Origin of the sequence: Gluconobacter sp. NFX36 (assembly GCF_049887835.1) — a bacterium.
Classification (GTDB): domain Bacteria; phylum Pseudomonadota; class Alphaproteobacteria; order Acetobacterales; family Acetobacteraceae; genus Gluconobacter; species Gluconobacter japonicus_A.
Genome location: NZ_JAGEKJ010000001.1, coordinates 328,128 through 344,700 on the forward strand (window position 1 = coordinate 328,128; position 16,573 = coordinate 344,700).

Consider the following 16,573-nt stretch of genomic DNA (forward strand, 5'->3'; position numbering starts at 1 on the left):
GGCAAAAATCAGCCCTGCAGCTTAGGGCGCAACGGGTTAATCATTCCATGGAGCGGCTTTGAATGGATCAGAAACGTTCTTTGCCGGTTTCTGGAGCAGGATGTCCCGGTGTTTTTTCATAGGCTTAATAGGTTAACGGAAGCTTAATGGATGAGGTGATCTGGCTGAAAGGGGAAAGAGCCGTTGACAGGTAAAGCCGGGGAACGCATGGTCCGGCGGTTTTCTGCTCCTTTTCCGGATGGTTCTGATGCCTCACGATACGCTTCGCACCGCCATTGACGCTCTTTGGGAGCGTCGTACCACTCTGAACGCACAGACAGAGGGGGAAGATCGCGAGGTTATTGAAACCGCGCTTAAAGGTCTTGATGCCGGTACGCTGCGTGTGGCTGAGCCGAGCGAAGATGGCTGGGTTGTGCATGAATGGCTGAAGAAGGCTGTTCTGCTGTCTTTCCGTCTGAATGACAGCCGCGTCATGGTTGGTGGTTGCGGTGGCCAGCCGGCTTTTGACAAGGTGCCTCTGAAGTTCGAAGGCTGGGATCAGTTCCGTTTTGCGGAAGCCGGTTTCCGTGCCGTTCCGGGGGCAATCGTTCGTCGTTCGGCGTTCATCGCCCCGAACGTGGTTCTGATGCCAAGCTTCGTGAACGTTGGCGCGCGCGTTGATAGTGGCACCATGATTGACACCTGGGCGACCGTCGGGTCCTGCGCGCAGATTGGCAAGAATTGCCATATCAGTGGTGGCGCGGGCATTGGTGGCGTTCTGGAGCCTCTGCAGGCTGCTCCGGTCATTATTGAAGATGACTGCTTCATCGGTGCGCGTTCGGAAGTTGCTGAAGGCGTGATCGTGGAGAAGGGCTCTGTCCTGTCTATGGGCGTATTCATCGGTGCGTCCACGAAGATTGTGGATCGTGCGACGGGTGAGATTTTCATGGGCCGCGTTCCAGCTTACTCTGTCGTCATTCCAGGTACACTACCGCCGAAGGAGCCGGGTCAGCCATCTCTGGCCTGTGCCGTGATCGTTAAGCGCGTTGACGAGCGTACGCGCTCCAAGACATCCATCAACGAACTCCTGCGCGACTGAGACATGCCGACCCCATCTTTCCCAAGTGATCCTGTTGCTCTTGCTCAGGATCTGATCCGTTGCCAGTCCGTCACGCCTGCCGATGATGGAGCGCAGGCTCTTCTGGCCTCGGTACTGGAAGGGATGGGGTTTGAGGTCACGCATCTTCCTTTTGGACCAGAGGATGCGCCGACCCCGAATTTTTATGCCCGGATCGGGACGGGAAGTCCGTCTCTCTGTTTCGCAGGACATACGGATGTTGTTCCCCCCGGTGAGGGCTGGGCGCATGATCCGTTTTCTGCCGAAATCCATGATGGCCGCCTCTATGGGCGTGGCATTGCGGACATGAAGGGGGGCGTGGCCTGCTCGGTTGCAGCCATCGCACGCTTTCTGGAAAGCCGTCCGCTCAAGGGATCGATTTCTCTTCTTATTACGGGGGATGAGGAAGGTCCGGCGCATTTTGGCACGAAGCCCGTCATCGAATGGCTGGCGGCGCGGGGCGAAGTGCCGGATTTCTGCCTGCTGGGTGAGCCAACCAATCCTTCTGTTCTTGGTGATACCATCAAGATTGGCCGTCGCGGCAGCATGAATGCTGAAATTACCGTCCGTGGGGTGCAGGGGCATGTGGCCTATCCTCATCTGGCGGATAATCCTGTTCATCGGCTACTTGCCACTCTGACGGAGTTGACCGGACGTTGTCTCGATGAGGGGACGGAGTGGTTTTCTCCGTCGTCGCTTCAGGTCACGAGTGTTGATGTCGGGAACCTGGCGACGAATATTATTCCTGCTGATGCGCGGGCTCGCTTGAACATTCGATTCAATGACAGCCATACGGGAGCTGGTCTGGCGGACTGGATCCGGGACGTTGTAAGCCGTCATGCACCCGACGGCGATGTGAAGATCGCGATTAGCGGCGAGGCATTCCTGACGCAGCCGGGACCGGCTGTGAACTGTCTGGAACAGGCTGTTCAGGATGTGACGGGACGTCGCCCGAAGCTCGATACGGGGGGCGGAACATCCGATGCCCGCTTCATTTCGCAGCACTGTGCTGTTGCAGAGTTCGGTCTTGTGGGTGCCACCATGCACAAGCGGGACGAGCATGTTGACGTTTCGACCCTTGAAGACCTGACCCGCATTTACCTGACGTTCATGGAAAGATTTGGCCTGTGACCCCAGACCGCCCGAATGGTATGCCTCCAGCAGGGGGAATGAATGTTCCGCTTGGCGTGTGGCTTCTGGGGCGCGGCCGTGGGATCGGGATCAACTGTTTCGCGCCTGGTATGCAGCCGCTTATGGCGGCGTTGGCGCCGACTGTAGCGATTGCGCTGATCGGAATTTTTGGGGCGTTTTTTATGCCCGCAGAACAACGCGGGCTGCGGCTGACACAGGCGCTGGTGCAGTTGGTCTGCACGCTGCTTCAGCTTGTGGTATCCGAGCGCTATGCGGCCTATGCCGGGCGTAAGGGGCTCTGGTCCCGCTATGCAACGGCCTCGCTGTGGTGTGCTTGGCTGCCTCTGCTGATGATGATCATGGCCGAAGGTGTCATGCGAATGGTGATGCCGGGCAATGCGTCATCCCCTGCTGCTATTGCCGGGGTGGCAGCGGGCGTGCAGCTCTACAGTCTTTGGTTGACCTGGTATGTCACGCGCGTTGGTCTGATGATGACGGCGTTGCAGGCCGTCATCATGACTGTATTGCAGACATTGAGTGCTGTTGTTCTGTTCGGCCTGCTGTGGCTACTGCCACCGCATTACAATGCTCTGGTTGATCTGTTCGGGGGCGTTTGACGTCTTAGGCGAACGGATCTTCAGGGTAGCCGACGCCTGTCAGGCATAAGCCGTCTGGCGGGGATGTCGGCCCTGCGGCACAGCGGTTTTTCGCTTCTAGAATGTCCCGCATTTTTTCCGCTGGCCACTGGCGTGATCCGACCATGACGAGTGAGCCGACCATATTCCGGACCTGATGGTGCAGGAAGGATCGGGCTTGTGTATCGACAAGGACGAGGTCACTCTCACGGTGGATTTTTAAGACATCCAGAGTACGGACCGCGCTTTTGGCCTGGCAGGCGATGGCCCGGAAGGATGTGAAATCGTGCGTTCCGAGCAGGAAATTCGCACCGTCCTGCATGAGATCCACGTCCAGAGGTCGCTTGACGTGCCACACATGGTTTTCCTGCAAGGCGGGGCGTGCCTGACGGTTGAGGATGGTAAACCGGTAGCTGCGCCACGTCGCGGAGAAGCGGGCGCTCCAGTCCAGACTGACGGGCGCGGCCTGAAGCACAACGACAGGGTGAGGCTTGAGATAATATCCCATGCCATCACGGATCTGACGGCCATTGATCGGGGCATCCGCCGGGAAATCGAGATGGATCACCATGCCGGAGGCGTGGACGCCTGCATCCGTGCGCCCTGCTGTAATGCTGGAGACGGCACGGCCGCCGACCAGTTTTGAGGCTGCTGCCTCAATCAGGGTCTGGATGGAGAGGCCGTCTTTCTGGCGCTGCCAGCCGACGTAATTTGTGCCGTCATATTCAATCTTCAGTGCCCAGCGCGCGATGTCGTCCTCAGCCAAGGCGGGTCCCCTTCGGGACGGCTTGTCCTCGTACGAAATCGCTGGCGTTCATCATGCTGCGTCCAGGTTTCTGAATGCGCTCGATGCGGAGCGCGCCGGTGCCGCAGGCAATCGTCAGAGCGTCATCAATGGCCGTCCCCGCGTCGGAGCCGGACTGTTCAGGCACGGGTGTTGCGGCACCAATCTTGAGCACCACATCATCCAGTGTCGTGAATGCGCCGGGCCATGGGGTCAGACCACGGATCTGACGGTCGATGTCCTCGCAACTGCGGGACCAGTCGATCCGCCCGTCCTCGCGTTTGAGCATGTGCGCGTAGGTCACGCCTTCTTCAGGCTGGGGTGCGGCAAGAGGCTGTTCCTGCAAGGCGCGAACGATCAGGCGTCCACCGATTTCCGCCAGACGGTCATGCAGCGTGCTGGCCGTGTCTGAAGCACTGATGGGGGTGGCTTCTTCAAGCAGCACGGCACCGGTGTCGAGGCCCTCATCCATTTGCATGATCGAGACGCCGCTCTGGCTGTCTCCCGCAACGATGGAAGACTGGATTGGTGAGGCACCACGCCAGCGGGGAAGAAGGCTGGCATGGATGTTCAGGCAGCCGAGACGGGGCGCATCGAGCATGGCCTTGGGCAGGATCAGTCCGTAAGCCGCGACGACCGCAGCATCGGCATTGAGCGCGGCAAAAGCTTCGTGCTCTGCCACGTCCTTGCGGACGCGTGCAGGCGTACGAACTTCAATTCCGGCAGCTTCCGCCGCTTCATGGACAGGCGAGCGGCGCACGGCCTTGCCGCGCCCTGCCGGGCGGGGAGGCTGTGTATAGACCGCAACGATCTCGTGTCCTGCGGCCATGAGGGCATGCAGGGCCGGGACCGCGAAATCCGGCGTACCCATGAAGATCAGACGCATCGGTGATTAACGCCTTCCCAGCTTCTGCTCTTTGGCGAGGCGGCGCATGATCATGTTGCGCTTGAGCGTGGACAGATGATCCACGAACAGGACGCCATCCAGATGATCCATTTCATGCTGGATGCAGGTCGCCAGAAGGCCATCCGCATCCCGCTCGATGATCTCGCCAGCAAGGTCACGGTAACGGACGCGGATCGATTCGGGGCGGATCACTTCGGCATACTGGTTCGGCAGGGAGAGGCAGCCTTCTTCCCGGACGGCCATCTGCTCGGAATCCGTGACGATTTCCGGATTGATCAGAACCATCGGCTCGCGGGGCGCATCTTCCTCGGCGACATCCACGAGGGCAAAGCGCATGCCAAGGCCGACCTGCGGCGCGGCGAGGCCGATGCCGGGGGCCTTGTACATGGCGGAAAACATGCCTGGAAGCTGCTCACGCAGGAACGCCATGTCTTCCGCGCGCACTTCGCGGGCGACCTGACGCAGCACGGGGGCCGGGGCAATCAGGATCGGGGTCGGGGGCACCGCATCGATGCCGGACAGGAAATCGAATTCGCTCATGCTCTGCGATGTAGCGAGGGTGAGGCTTTTGTGCCAGTCCTGAGGGGCATTTCCCAAGGCAGAACTTGCATCTTTGGGGTGCTCCACCATATCCTGTGCTGATGTCAGGTGCCTCATGGAGGGTCTGATGCCCATTGTCTCGCTCATGGAGGAGGCTCAAGCCCTATGTCCGGTCGTCTGTTTACGTCACCCATGTTTCTTGGTTTCGATCATCTTGAGCAGATGCTTGAGCGCGCGTCCAAATCTACGTCCGACGGTTATCCGCCCTACAACATCGAACAGCTGAGCCAGACAGCCCTGCGGATCACGCTGGCTGTGGCGGGGTTCGTGATGGACGATCTTCAGATCACGCAGGAAGACAACCAGCTTGTGATCCGTGGTCGCCAGACAGATGACAGTCAGGGCCGCGTGTTCCTCCATCGTGGGATTGCTGCACGGCAGTTCCACAAGGCGTTCGTTTTGGCGGAAGGCATCGAAATTGGTGGGGCTTGGCTTGATAACGGCCTGCTGCATATCGATCTTCTGCGTCCCGAGCCGGAAGTTCGGGTAAAGCGGATTGCCATCACGCAGGGCCGCCGGACGGCAGGCACGCCTCAGACCGTGCAGCACGAAGTCGTTCCACCCGTGGTCAAGCCACGCCGGACACGACCGGTGCGCGATCTTGACGACGAATAAGCCGTTTTTTGACAGTGTGTATGTTTCAACCTGACTGGCGCCAGAGAAGCCCACAGGTTTCAGTAAGGATCAGGAATTGAACAATCCGTTCGAAAACAGTGATGGGCACGAAGAGGCGCTCCCGGCAGATCTGAGGCGGATCACGGGACCACAGCTTCGTACGCTGGGCATGTCCCAGCTCGCCTATGTGAGATCCGTCATGCATGACGGTGAGCTGATGGTGGCAATCCATGCTGCCGATGGCACACCCATGGCCGTGGCAGATGACGAGGAGAGCGCCATGGACGCGATCCTCGAACATGAAATGATTCCTACTCTTCTTCAGTAAGGTTTAGGCGTGAGCACCAATCCCGACATTACCCGTCATCTTGAAGAAAACCGTCTGGCCGGTGTCGTGACCCATAACGGTCTGGCTTATCTGGCCGGGCAGGTCGCGGATGACGCCACGCTGGATACGGAAGGCCAGACAGCTGACATTCTGCGCCAGATCGATGCACTTCTGGCGGATCTGGGTACGGACAAGACGCGTATCCTGTCTGTTCAGATCTTCCTGACCGATATCAACGAGATCGGGAATATGAACAAGGCCTGGGATGTGTGGCTGGATAAGGGGCACAAGCCTGCCCGTGCTACCGTCGAAGCCAAGCTGGCTGATCCGGAATGGCGGGTGGAAATTACGGCGATTGCTGCCCTGCGCTGAACAGAAAGCAGCGCCTCTCAATAAAAATGCGGTACGGCCGACGAGGGCTGTACCGCTTTTTTTTGTTTCTCCGGGACCATTCAGATCCCAACCTAAGCGTTATTCAAACGTCCCAGAGACGGAGACAACTGCAGCGAAGCCTGTGCCGACGCTATAGGTTGGCTGGGACGCGGAGAGTGTTTTGCCATAGACGCCGCGTGTTGTTGTGGCGTTGCCAGAGAAGCCGTTGACCTGTGCCAGATAGTGACTGTCCCCGACATTCATGAGGCTCAGCATGGCTTTCGGGCGGACCCGACCAATTTTCGGAAGGTAGCGACCCAGTGAAATATCGGACGTGATGTAGGATGGAATGGATTGGTCGTTCATCAGCGTTGCGTACTGGGAGTCCGTATAGCGCAGGTTGACGTTCGCGAAATTAGTACCGTCGTCGTAGGTTAGGCCCAGAGCGCCGGTGAATTTTGGGGATGCGACTTCCTGCTTGCCCTTCGTGCGGAGATAGTCGCCCTGATAGGCGATGTTGTTGCCGACACGCGTATGCATGAACTGCCCGGACGCATAGGCGCTGATATGGTGCCAGGGACGCGTTGAAATTTCAGCCTGCACGCCTTGTGCACTTTCGCCACCCGCGTCGATCGGCTGGCTGATCATGATGGTGGAGTTGGGGAGATACGAGACGCTGGTGATCTGGTGATGCGTCAGGTTGTAATTGAACAGCGCCACGTTCAGCATGATATCGCCCGAATGGCGGTACCCGATTTCCTCGCCGATCATGTATTCCGGCTGAAAATTAGCCAGCGGAAGTGAAACAGCATTCGCGCTTGTGAAGCTGTAAACCGGAACCTGTGCTTGGAAGGAAGACGGTGCGCGGTAGCCGGTCGTGCCGTTCACGTAAATCTGGTTTTTCGGATCAAACTGGTAGCTGATCAGGACCTGAGGGATGGGAACAAACATGTTCTCCACGGACTTGAAATTGGCTCCTGGCAGATCCTGACTGAAGCTGCGGGAGATCATGTTGGCACGCAGGCCTGCGTCGATGGTCAGGCGGTCATGGAAGAGTTTGACCTGGTCTTCCAGGCCGATGGCGTTCAGTTGCTGGAAGCCATTGATGTTGTACTGACTGACAGACACGTTGTTGAAGGCCGTCAGGTAGCCGTTATTTTCCGTGTACTGACCGGATGCGTTGACCGGATAATGGTTCTGATATTCGGTATGAACCGCATAGGAATACCAGTAGGAGAGCTTCAGCGTGTTGAAGCCGCGATGCCATGCCCCCACCAGATTGATGCCGCTGGACGTCTGGACCCATGGGTGAATACTGATGGCCGTAACATTCCCTGTCTGGCCTTCATACCCGTTCAGGGATGAATATTGCTGGGTGCCAACATAGCCGTTGGATGCCGGAATATTGACGCCGTAATTATTGGGACCAAATGTCTCGATGGCATAGGGTTCTGCATCAAGCGTCAGGCCATGTCCGAAATCGAAATGGTTTTTCAGCGCCCCTACCACGGCATTCGTTGCCTTGGTGTTGAGCTTGTAATAGAGCGTGTCGCCCTTCGTATATGTTGCGTGCGTGTTGTAGCCAGTGCCGTATGTTTTCCACTGTGCCAGCGTCGGGTAGAGCCATTCGGTCTGGTTGGCTTTGTTATATCCAAAAATCAGTTCGGAACTGCTTTTGGGAGCCCAGCGCTTTTCGATGGCGGCGTCCACATGCCAGCGATCCATTTGGCCCGGACCGCGCCAGAGGTTGGCGCTGGAATAAGAGCCGGATGCAAAAGCCCGAACGCCACTATGCCCGATTTCACCCGTATCGAAGCGGACGAACTCTTTGTTTGTGCTGTGTGTGCCGCCAGAGGCTTCGGCATAGGCTGTCATTTTGTCTGCGGGGTGGCGAAGGGACAGTGTCATCTGAGCGCCATCGGCGTTATAAACTGGCGCTGTGAGATCTGATGATCCTTGGCTAACCGAGACAGATCCCAGGTTCTCGTTATCGACCATGGCGGACGTATAAGCGCCATAGGTGAATGGATCGGCGAGAGGAATGCCTTCATACACCATGCCGATCTGCGTCTGATCCAGACCGCGGATATGAATGGTCTCTGCCGTTGTGCTCAACGGTCCTTCGTTAGTGGCCTGCACGCCGGGGAGGCTGGATGCCAGAACGCCGGGCGTAACGGTCGGGGCCTGTTTGGAAATATACTCCTGAGTGACGGCGCTGATGGTTTTGGCTTCCGTATGATGCACCATCATTCCACCGCCCAATACCCGGCGGCTGGCATGGATGCTCATGCTCTCTGCTGAATGGCCTTCCAGATCATGAGGATGGGGAGCTTTCGGTGCGGCTTTTGGAGCGGGGGCAACAGGCGTCTGTTTGATCTGATTTTTTCCGGTGTGATGGACGCGGGCTTGAGCCGGACCGGTGCTGCAGACCAATGCTGGAACGAGTGCTGAGGCACAAAGCAGATAAAAAGAACGTCTTTTGCAGGAAGGCATCGTTATTCCATCACACGGCACGTTTGGCCTGGGGCCGCCTCCCGGAAGAAGGCACGGGTGGAACTACGGACGCTTCCGGATCATTTCAAAGGATGTTTTTATGACTGTGGAATGAAAAAAATAAGTCATCATCATAAAACGTTCAAAATATTACGGTTGTCATATGTCCTGGAGTGCCCTGTCATCGCGCCGCTTCTGACAAATGGATGACGTCACATGAACCGCTTCGCGTACGGACTGTTTTTTTCTTTTCTTGGCCTTTCATCTACTGCTTTTGCCGAGGGGATTCCGAATGATTTACACCTGAATCAGGTTCAGATTATTGGAACCCACAACAGTTATCGGACGGATATTTCGCCTGCTACGTTGAAATGGCTCCAGGCTGTGTCCCCGAAAGCCGCAGAAGCGCTGGATTACAAGCACACAACATTGGATCGACAGCTTGATGGCGGTGTTCGTCAACTCGAAATCGATATTTATGCCGATACTCAGGGCGGCCAGTACAGTCACCCGAAGGGACCAGAGTGGGAACGTAAAAGCGGCATTACCCCCGATACTGATCCGGCGTCTGCTGCTGCCATGCAAGGTACTGATTTCAAGGTCATGCATATTGTGGACATTGACCAGCACTCGAACTGCGAGCCTTTCAGCAAATGTCTTCAGATCATTCGGAAGTGGTCAGACGATCATCCTGAGCATTTCCCGATCTTTATTGATATTGAAACAAAACAGGACATTCCGTTTAAAAGTGATAAGCTGACTTTTACGGTTCCTGAGACATTTACGCCTGCAACCTATGATCGTCTGGACAGGGAAATCACGGATATTATCGGTCGTGATCATCTTCTGATTCCTGATGATGTTCGGGGGACGGCCTCTTCGGTCAATGAGGCGATCCGAACGAAAGGCTGGCCGACACTGGCGTCTGCGCGCGGCAAGATCATCTTCGTACTGGATCGTCCTCAGGATACGGCCCGTTATGTGTTGAACCACTCGGGTCTAAAAGGGCGCGTTTTGTTCACGAATGGCCGACCGGGTGATCCGGATGCGGCTTATACGGAGGTCAATGAAGGGTTTGCAGGCCAGAAAGGAGCGTCTTTTGATAACGCTGAGGCTGCCCGGAAAATCCCGGAACTGGTGCGACAGGGTTATCTCGTGCGGACACGAGCAGATGCCAACACGATTGAGGCGCGCCAGAATGATCTGAGCCGCCGGGAGGTCTCTTTCAAGAGCGGTGCCCAGATCATCAGCACCGATTATCCGGCTATCGAGCCTGCGCAGTGGCATGATTACAAGGTGCAGTTTGCCAATCAGGCAGTTGCTCGATGCAATCCGGTCAATGCGCCCAAGGACTGTCATGACGGCGCATTGATTAAGGACTGAATTTTTCAGGTTCGCAGATTATGAAGGGCGAGCAGATGCTCGCCCTTTTTTTGTAGATCAGAGTGTGGCGTCGAACACGACGTGTTCTGCCGTTTCGTCGCCGCTTTTCATGCAGTACGCCGCGAACATTGCAATCACGACGAAGCATCCCATCGGCACAATATAGGCAAGCTGCATGTTTCCGCCGGTAGCGTCTGAGATGTAGCCTTGCAGAAGCGGGAGAATGCCGCCGCCACTGATGCTCATCACCAGAATGGAGCCGCCATATGCGCGGTCATGACCAAGTTCATCGACCGTCAGGCCGTAGATGGTTGGCCAGCAGGGGCCGAGCAGTCCACTGACGAGGATGGCCGCGTACACAGCCGTGAAGTCATGCACCATCACCGCATAGCCTAAGGCAACGATGCAGAGCAGGCTGTATACAAACAGAACCCGCGCCGGCCGTGCGTGCCGCATGAAGAAGTTGGCTACCAGCTTTCCGATAAAGAACGCACAGAATGAGGCGATCAAGTACACTGAGGCTTGTCGTTCGTTGATGTGCCCCAGACGCATGGAGAGGCGGATGATGAAGCTCCACACCCCAACCTGAGCGCCGACATACAGAAACTGTGTCAGGATACCGAGGACGAAGCGCTTATTAGCGAACAGACGTTTGAGAGCCCCGGTCGTATCCAGTTCGTGGCTACGCTGCTGATCACGTCCTTTGCAGGCCGGATAACGTGTCACGCCGATGGCGATCATGACGACCAGCAGCACCCCGAGGATATAGATGTACGGCTCAAGAGTGGCGTGGATCATGCCAAGCTGATGCTGCCAGGCCTGAGCGGCTGGCATGGCGGAAAGCTGCTCACGAGACAGATCGCCATCCTTGAAAATCAGATAGGCGCCCATGCTGGACCCGAGAATGGCGCCAATTGGCTGAAACGCGCTGGCAAAGTTCAGGCGATGCGTTCCGCGTCCCGGAGGGCCGAGCAGGGTGCAATAGGTATCGGCCGCAGTTTCAATGAAGACCAATCCGGCTGCGACGACAAAAAGAGCGATGAAAAAGATCTGGTATGTCGCGAAGTGAGCGGCGGGGAAGAACAGGCAGCAGCCGATCAGGTATAGGAACAGCCCCAACTGGATGGACCATTTGTAGCTGAAACGCTTGATGATCATGCCTGCTGGAATGCCGAGCACGAAATAGCTGATGTAGAATGAGAACTGCACGAGGGCGGACTGGAAATCCGACAGCATGAAGGCTTTACGGAACTGCCCGATCAGCACGTCATTGAGGCTCATTGCACAGCCCCAAAGGGAGAACAGACAACAGAGCAGCCCAAAGGCCAGCAATGGTGTGCGGTTCAGGTAAAAGCCGTCCGGAAGCTGGACGATAGGATCAGGCTTGGCCACGGATTGCCTCATGGAAGTAAATTGAGCGCTAAAGATAAAAGAGAATTGGTGTTTTCTGAGGTGGGTCAGAGGAGCTTCATTGTCCCGCATATCACATAAATAACATCATATATCGATATTTATATCATTTTCAATGTTCTTTAAGGGGTAAAATATCACATTGATTGGAGGGAGCAGACTTGTGGCCTTTTTCTGGTCTTTACACTTTCATTCTATCGCGGCACTCTTTGTTTCAAAAAGTAACGTGAAAGAGTGGCTGATGACACGTCGGGAAAAAGTTCTGAGTCTGCTACTGATGGCTTCTCTCGGCGCTTTGGGCGGTGTGCTGATAACGCCAACCCTTCAGAGATCAGGGCTTTTCGGAAGATCTCAAGCGGCCAACACGCCTTCCATTCTTGACAACGGGTTGAATGTACCCGGTCGGCCTGAGGTAGAGACGGGTTCTGATGTAAAGCAGGATGAGCAGGCTCTGCGGAAAGATCTGGAAGTTTTCCCTTATCCTGTTCCTCCGAAGCCTCCTAAACGGATGTCCGTGGAGTTGAGGAGTGATGAATTTTACGCCTCGGAAGTTCCTTATTATGCCATTGGTTACAATGATATTTCTCTGAATGGCCTTGAGGCCGCGGCGGCTGAACAGAACCACAGGCGGCGTGTCTTTCGGCATGATCTGAACTTTGGAGCGTATTCCATCCCGTTACCGCCGGGGGACTGGACGACGCTTTCAACGGTTCTGGAAAGGCCTGCTGCGGACGGAACGGTGAGGCGTGGGGCTTTTCTCGCGCGTATGGATGGTCATGAGCCGACCGGCTATGTGCTGGTACGGTCAGGGGAAAGTTTGACGCCTCTTCAGCCCAATTCGAACTGTGCCTATGTGCGGCGTTATGCACGGGGTGTCTTGCAAAAGCCGCAGGATGGGCAGGAGGAGTGCTGGTTCATCAACAGGGTCGCTTTTGCCTATTCGGAATGGGATCTGGACAAAGCTCCGCTGCCTTTGCTGATTGGGAAAAGAGCCATCAGTCAGAACAAGGATCATTTTCCGTCCACAATTGTTGGCGCGACTTATTTCCGGGCGATGGGTAAAGCCTGGGAGGAAGTGACATATTTTTTTGATACAGATGCGAACGATGTCCAGATGCTTGGGGTGTCGGATGTCTGGGCCCCGTGGAACATTGGGAGCAACCGTTCGCTCCAGCATTTTGTCATTCGGGATGCCGACTGGCTGAAAAAGGTTATTCCCGTCATTCGGGACAATTCCGCACATGATTTGACGTCTCAGGTCTATGACGCCATGAACGAAGGTGTACCTGAGTAAGATTTTCTGGGGTTCCGCCCATGCGGGGATAAGGGTAAGTCCCGACGGCCATTTATTCCCGCTTCCAGCTCCCCGAGGACCCATGATTCGTCTCGATAATATCAGCAAGCATAACGGCCAGCGCGTCATCTTCATCGAGGCTTCGGCCGCTCTGCTGAAAGGCGAAAAGGTGGGGTTGGTGGGGCCGAACGGTGCGGGTAAGTCCACGCTGTTTCGTCTTATCACGAAGCAGGAAGAGCCTGATGAGGGCAATGTCCTGACGGATCGTGGTGTGACCATCGGGTTTTTCAGTCAGGATGTGGGTGAGATGTCCGGCCATAGTGCCGTGGCTGAAGTCATGAATGGTGCGGGGGCCGTTTCGGAAGTTGCGTCAGAGCTGGTCGAACTGGAAGCGGCCATGGCGGACCCGGAGCGCATGGATGAGCTGGACAGCATCATCGAGCGCTTCGGTGAAGTGCAGAGCCGGTTTGAGGATCTTGGCGGATACGCGCTGGACGGGAAGGCCCGTGAGGTTCTGCATGGTCTTGGCTTCAGCCAGGAAATGATGGATGGCGATGTTGGGCGCCTGTCTGGTGGTTGGAAAATGCGTGTGGCTCTGGCCCGCATTCTTCTGATGAAGCCTGACGTGATGCTGCTTGATGAGCCGAGCAACCATCTTGATCTGGAAAGTCTGATCTGGCTGGAGCAGTTCCTGTCCGGTTATGACGGCGCTCTGCTCATGACGTCTCATGACCGTGCCTTCATGAACCGCATCATCAACAAGGTGATCGAGATTGATGGCGGAAACCTCACAACCTATTCCGGCGACTATGAGTTCTATGAAGAACAGCGCGCCCTGAACGAGAAGCACCAGCAGGCGCAGTTCGAACGTCAGCAGGCCATGCTGGCGAAGGAAATCAACTTCATCGAACGCTTCAAGGCCCGTGCGTCTCATGCCGCACAGGTTCAGAGCCGTGTGAAGAAGCTGGACAAGATCGACCGTGTCGAGCCGCCGAAGCGTCGTCAGGCCATGAGCTTTGAATTCGCGCCTGCACCACGGTCTGGAGATGTGGTGGTCAACATTCAGGGTGTGGACAAGCGCTATGGCAGCCGCACGATTTATGACGGGCTGGATCTGATGATCCGCCGTCGGGAACGCTGCTGCATCATGGGGGTGAACGGTGCGGGCAAGTCCACGTTGTTGAAGCTGGTGACGGGGACGACTGAGCCCGATGCAGGAACGGTCACGATCGGAAGCAACGTCAAGGTTGGTTACTTCGCCCAGCATGCCATGGACCTTCTGGATGGTGACAAGACCATCTTCGAGACGCTGGAATATGCTTTCCCACAAGCCAATCAGGGAGCGTTGCGCTCGCTGGCGGGTGGCTTTGGTTTTTCGGGCGATGAAGTGGAAAAGAGCTGTCGGGTTCTGTCTGGTGGCGAAAAGGCGCGTCTGGTGATGGCGCTGATGCTGTTCGATCCGCCGAATTTCCTTGTGCTCGACGAACCGACCAACCATCTGGACATGGCCACCAAGGAAATGCTGATTACGGCCCTTGCGGATTATGATGGCACGATGCTGTTCGTTTCCCATGATCGTCACTTCCTGGCCGCGCTTTCCAACCGCGTTCTGGAACTGACGCCTGAGGGTATTCACCAGTATGGCGGTGGATATTCGGAATATGTGGCGCGTACTGGGCAGGAAGCTCCGGGGCTTCACTGAGGGCGGTACTTAAACGTGGCAGACCGGGAAAGTGCTTTCTGATCGAAGCGTTCTGTCACAGCGCTTTGTGAAAATGCTGGACAGGTGGGCTCATTCCACCTGTCTGACAGCGTCAGAGATGCAATCCGAAGCGCGGTCCGATCCACGTCATTGCACCATACAAGGCAATCGTCAGGCAGCAGCCGAGAGCTAGGGAGATCCAGAAATCATACCCATGCCGTAGCAGGACCGGGATCAACAAAAACATGGGTAATGATGGTATGACATACCAGAATGTCGCCTCGGCATGGGCGGCCATATTCGCGGGGTCGGGTTTGTCGTTCCACAGCCAGATCATGCCTAGTACCGAAACGAGCGGCAGAGAGGCAATAAGTGCGCCAAAGCCTGGATAACGTCGGGCTAGCGTGGACGCGGTGGCGATCAGTATTCCGGAAATCAGGGCTTTTATGGCGAGATGCAGCATGGAGCAGACCCTAACGGCCAATAAGGCAAGAAGCTATCAGGACGTTTTCTTCAACCGGCGTCTCTGGCTCGATTTTGCGATGCCCAGACCTTCGCGGTATTTCGCAACGGTCCGTCTCTGAATGGCAAAGCCCTCTTTTTGAAGCAGGGTTGTCAGGGCATCGTCTGATAAAATGTCGTCTCCTTCTCCGGCAACGAGCGCGCGCAGACGGTGCTGAATGGCGCTGGCACTTTGAACGGAGCCGTCACTGGCCTGAAGGGCTGTTGAGAAGAACATGCGAAGTGGCACGATGCCGCGTGGCGTATCCATGTATTTGCCGTTCACGACGCGGCTGATCGTGCTTTCGTGCACGTCTGTTGTTGTCGCGAGCTCACGCATGGTGAGGGGGCGGAGGGCAGAGATTCCGTCTTCAAAGAAAGCGGCCTGCTGACGGATGATTTCTGCCCCGACTTTCAGAATGGTCTGGCGACGCATCTCCAGCGCCCGGATGACGGCGCTTGCTTCACTGGCATAGGTCTGGAGTTGCCGTCCTGCCTTTGAGTTGCTGTCGATGTGCCGTTGAATATCCGTGTCCACATGGCAACGAGGCAGGGCGCGATGGTTGAATGTCAGGCGAAAACCGTCTCCGTTCCTGCGGACGATCAGATCGGGCTGGATCGGGGGTACGGAATGTCGTGGATCGAAACCGGGGCGGGGATTGAGAGCCTGAATTTCTGCCAGCATATCGAGCAGATCATCCTGCTCAAGCTGACATTTCTGTCGCAAAATCCGCCAGTCACGCCTCGCCAGAAGGTCCAGATTGGCCAGCAGGATTTTCATGGCGGGATCGAGCCGACCACAGCGTTCCAATTGCACAGCCAGACATTCTTCCAGAGAGCGGCAGAACAGGCCGGTAGGGTCCAGTCGCATCAGGATGTGTCGAATGGATTCCAGATCGGCTGTTTCCATGCCGAGAGCACGGGCGATGTCGGAAATGGGCTCGGGCAGACGTCCTGCATCGTCGAGGCTGGCCAGAAGATAGAGTGCGGCGGCACGATCCTGGTGTTCAGGAAAGGTCAGGTGGATCTGGCTGCTTAGATCGTCATGGAGGGAAGGGCCGGGGGTTGCTGCTTCAGGTTGTTCCGCCCCTGACGTGAAACGATCCGGATCGTCGTCATGGTAATCGGGCGTTTCACCGGGTTCCGGCAGCGCGACCGTGTCGGTTGGCTCAAGAACGAGCAGGGGGTTGAGTTCTGCAATTTGCTGGAGGGATTGCGTCAGTTCCTGATGGCCGAGTTGCAGCATCGCAATCGCCTGACGCAATTGTGGCGTCATGACGAGCGACTGCGACTGGCGCTGTATCAGACCGGGACTGAGCATC

At 56.4% G+C, this 16,573-nt stretch carries 16 protein-coding genes; 9 read left to right on the forward strand and 7 right to left on the reverse strand.

Annotation, left to right across the window (positions count from 1 at the left end; all coding sequences use genetic code 11):
- Nucleotides 1-247 precede the first annotated feature (247 nt).
- Genes dapD through J4P41_RS01595 form a run of 3 tightly spaced genes read left to right on the forward strand, consistent with a single transcriptional unit; the run spans nt 248 to nt 2,844 of the window.
- Nucleotides 248-1,078, forward strand: coding sequence for a 2,3,4,5-tetrahydropyridine-2,6-dicarboxylate N-succinyltransferase (dapD, locus tag J4P41_RS01585; RefSeq protein ID WP_010501286.1), 831 nt, complete (start codon nt 248-250; stop codon nt 1,076-1,078).
- A gap of 3 nt (nt 1,079-1,081) precedes the next feature.
- Entirely contained in the window at nt 1,082-2,227 is a 1,146-nt protein-coding gene (gene dapE, locus J4P41_RS01590) for a succinyl-diaminopimelate desuccinylase (protein WP_426065863.1), read from the forward strand.
- Nucleotides 2,224-2,844 carry a hypothetical protein gene (locus J4P41_RS01595; RefSeq protein WP_426065864.1) on the forward strand — a complete coding sequence of 207 codons (621 nt, stop codon included), beginning with the start codon at nt 2,224-2,226 and terminating at the stop codon, nt 2,842-2,844. Before dapE ends, J4P41_RS01595 begins: the two co-directional genes overlap by 4 nt.
- Nucleotides 2,845-2,848: 4 nt before the next feature.
- Here the strand turns inward: J4P41_RS01595 and truA are convergent, their stop codons facing one another.
- The 3 genes from truA to def are packed head-to-tail and all read right to left on the reverse strand — an operon-like array spanning nt 2,849 to nt 5,093.
- Nucleotides 2,849-3,628, reverse strand: coding sequence for a tRNA pseudouridine(38-40) synthase TruA (gene truA / locus J4P41_RS01600; RefSeq protein WP_426065865.1), 780 nt, complete (start codon nt 3,626-3,628; stop codon nt 2,849-2,851).
- Nucleotides 3,621-4,532: a methionyl-tRNA formyltransferase gene (gene fmt / locus J4P41_RS01605; RefSeq protein ID WP_426065866.1), complete on the reverse strand. Its 912-nt coding sequence runs from the start codon at nt 4,530-4,532 to the stop codon at nt 3,621-3,623. Before fmt ends, truA begins: the two co-directional genes overlap by 8 nt.
- Nucleotides 4,533-4,538: 6 nt before the next feature.
- The gene (def, locus tag J4P41_RS01610) at nt 4,539-5,093 is read right to left on the reverse strand and encodes a peptide deformylase (protein WP_039792136.1); all 555 of its coding nucleotides are present in this window, start codon (nt 5,091-5,093) and stop codon (nt 4,539-4,541) included.
- Between the two features lie 165 nt (nt 5,094-5,258).
- Here def and J4P41_RS01615 point away from each other — a divergent pair, with 165 nt between their 5' ends.
- The 3 genes from J4P41_RS01615 (at nt 5,259) to J4P41_RS01625 (ending at nt 6,468) form a co-directional block, all read left to right on the forward strand.
- On the forward strand, nt 5,259-5,768 hold the full coding sequence (locus J4P41_RS01615; protein ID WP_211567484.1) for an Hsp20 family protein: 510 nt from the start codon (nt 5,259-5,261) through the stop codon (nt 5,766-5,768).
- A gap of 76 nt (nt 5,769-5,844) precedes the next feature.
- The gene (locus J4P41_RS01620; RefSeq protein WP_010501299.1) at nt 5,845-6,096 is read left to right on the forward strand and encodes a DUF1150 family protein; all 252 of its coding nucleotides are present in this window, start codon (nt 5,845-5,847) and stop codon (nt 6,094-6,096) included.
- A gap of 9 nt (nt 6,097-6,105) precedes the next feature.
- Nucleotides 6,106-6,468, forward strand: coding sequence for a RidA family protein (locus J4P41_RS01625; protein WP_010501302.1), 363 nt, complete (start codon nt 6,106-6,108; stop codon nt 6,466-6,468).
- A 99-nt stretch (nt 6,469-6,567) separates the two neighbouring features.
- Here the strand turns inward: J4P41_RS01625 and J4P41_RS01630 are convergent, their stop codons facing one another.
- A complete protein-coding gene (locus J4P41_RS01630) occupies nt 6,568-8,961 on the reverse strand; it encodes a TonB-dependent receptor (RefSeq protein WP_426065867.1) in 2,394 nt (797 codons plus the stop codon).
- 216 nt (nt 8,962-9,177) lie between these two features.
- Between J4P41_RS01630 and J4P41_RS01635 the strand changes: the two genes are divergently transcribed.
- Nucleotides 9,178-10,344, forward strand: coding sequence for a phosphatidylinositol-specific phospholipase C1-like protein (locus J4P41_RS01635; RefSeq protein ID WP_426065868.1), 1,167 nt, complete (start codon nt 9,178-9,180; stop codon nt 10,342-10,344).
- Nucleotides 10,345-10,401: 57 nt separating this feature from the next.
- Here J4P41_RS01635 and fucP read toward each other — a convergent pair whose 3' ends face one another.
- A complete protein-coding gene (gene fucP / locus J4P41_RS01640; RefSeq protein WP_426065869.1) occupies nt 10,402-11,736 on the reverse strand; it encodes an L-fucose:H+ symporter permease in 1,335 nt (444 codons plus the stop codon).
- A gap of 259 nt (nt 11,737-11,995) precedes the next feature.
- Here fucP and J4P41_RS01645 point away from each other — a divergent pair, with 259 nt between their 5' ends.
- Together J4P41_RS01645 and J4P41_RS01650 are read left to right on the forward strand one after the other, a co-directional pair.
- The gene (locus J4P41_RS01645) at nt 11,996-13,048 is read left to right on the forward strand and encodes a hypothetical protein (protein WP_426065870.1); all 1,053 of its coding nucleotides are present in this window, start codon (nt 11,996-11,998) and stop codon (nt 13,046-13,048) included.
- An 82-nt stretch (nt 13,049-13,130) separates the two neighbouring features.
- A complete protein-coding gene (locus J4P41_RS01650) occupies nt 13,131-14,750 on the forward strand; it encodes an ABC-F family ATP-binding cassette domain-containing protein (RefSeq protein WP_426065871.1) in 1,620 nt (539 codons plus the stop codon).
- A gap of 112 nt (nt 14,751-14,862) precedes the next feature.
- Here J4P41_RS01650 and J4P41_RS01655 read toward each other — a convergent pair whose 3' ends face one another.
- The gene (locus J4P41_RS01655) at nt 14,863-15,213 is read right to left on the reverse strand and encodes a DUF3147 family protein (RefSeq protein ID WP_426065872.1); all 351 of its coding nucleotides are present in this window, start codon (nt 15,211-15,213) and stop codon (nt 14,863-14,865) included.
- A gap of 36 nt (nt 15,214-15,249) precedes the next feature.
- On the reverse strand, nt 15,250-16,572 hold the full coding sequence (gene rpoN / locus J4P41_RS01660; RefSeq protein ID WP_426065873.1) for an RNA polymerase factor sigma-54: 1,323 nt from the start codon (nt 16,570-16,572) through the stop codon (nt 15,250-15,252).
- Between the last annotated feature and the right edge of the window lies 1 nt (nt 16,573).

Bases quoted from the DNA above. Each gene is read 5' to 3' on its own strand.
- def (WP_039792136.1), bottom strand. From the start codon at position 5,093: ATGAGCGAATTCGATTTCCTGTCCGGCATCGATGCGGTGCCCCCGACC.
- dapE (WP_426065863.1), top strand. From the start codon at position 1,082: ATGCCGACCCCATCTTTCCCAAGTGATCCTGTTGCTCTTGCTCAGGAT.
- dapD (WP_010501286.1), top strand. From the start codon at position 248: ATGCCTCACGATACGCTTCGCACCGCCATTGACGCTCTTTGGGAGCGT.
- J4P41_RS01650 (WP_426065871.1), top strand. From the start codon at position 13,131: ATGATTCGTCTCGATAATATCAGCAAGCATAACGGCCAGCGCGTCATC.
- rpoN (WP_426065873.1), bottom strand. From the start codon at position 16,572: ATGCTCAGTCCCGGTCTGATACAGCGCCAGTCGCAGTCGCTCGTCATG.
- J4P41_RS01615 (WP_211567484.1), top strand. From the start codon at position 5,259: ATGTCCGGTCGTCTGTTTACGTCACCCATGTTTCTTGGTTTCGATCAT.
- J4P41_RS01630 (WP_426065867.1), bottom strand. From the start codon at position 8,961: ATGCCTTCCTGCAAAAGACGTTCTTTTTATCTGCTTTGTGCCTCAGCA.
- J4P41_RS01635 (WP_426065868.1), top strand. From the start codon at position 9,178: ATGAACCGCTTCGCGTACGGACTGTTTTTTTCTTTTCTTGGCCTTTCA.
- J4P41_RS01655 (WP_426065872.1), bottom strand. From the start codon at position 15,213: ATGCTGCATCTCGCCATAAAAGCCCTGATTTCCGGAATACTGATCGCC.
- J4P41_RS01645 (WP_426065870.1), top strand. From the start codon at position 11,996: ATGACACGTCGGGAAAAAGTTCTGAGTCTGCTACTGATGGCTTCTCTC.
- fmt (WP_426065866.1), bottom strand. From the start codon at position 4,532: ATGCGTCTGATCTTCATGGGTACGCCGGATTTCGCGGTCCCGGCCCTG.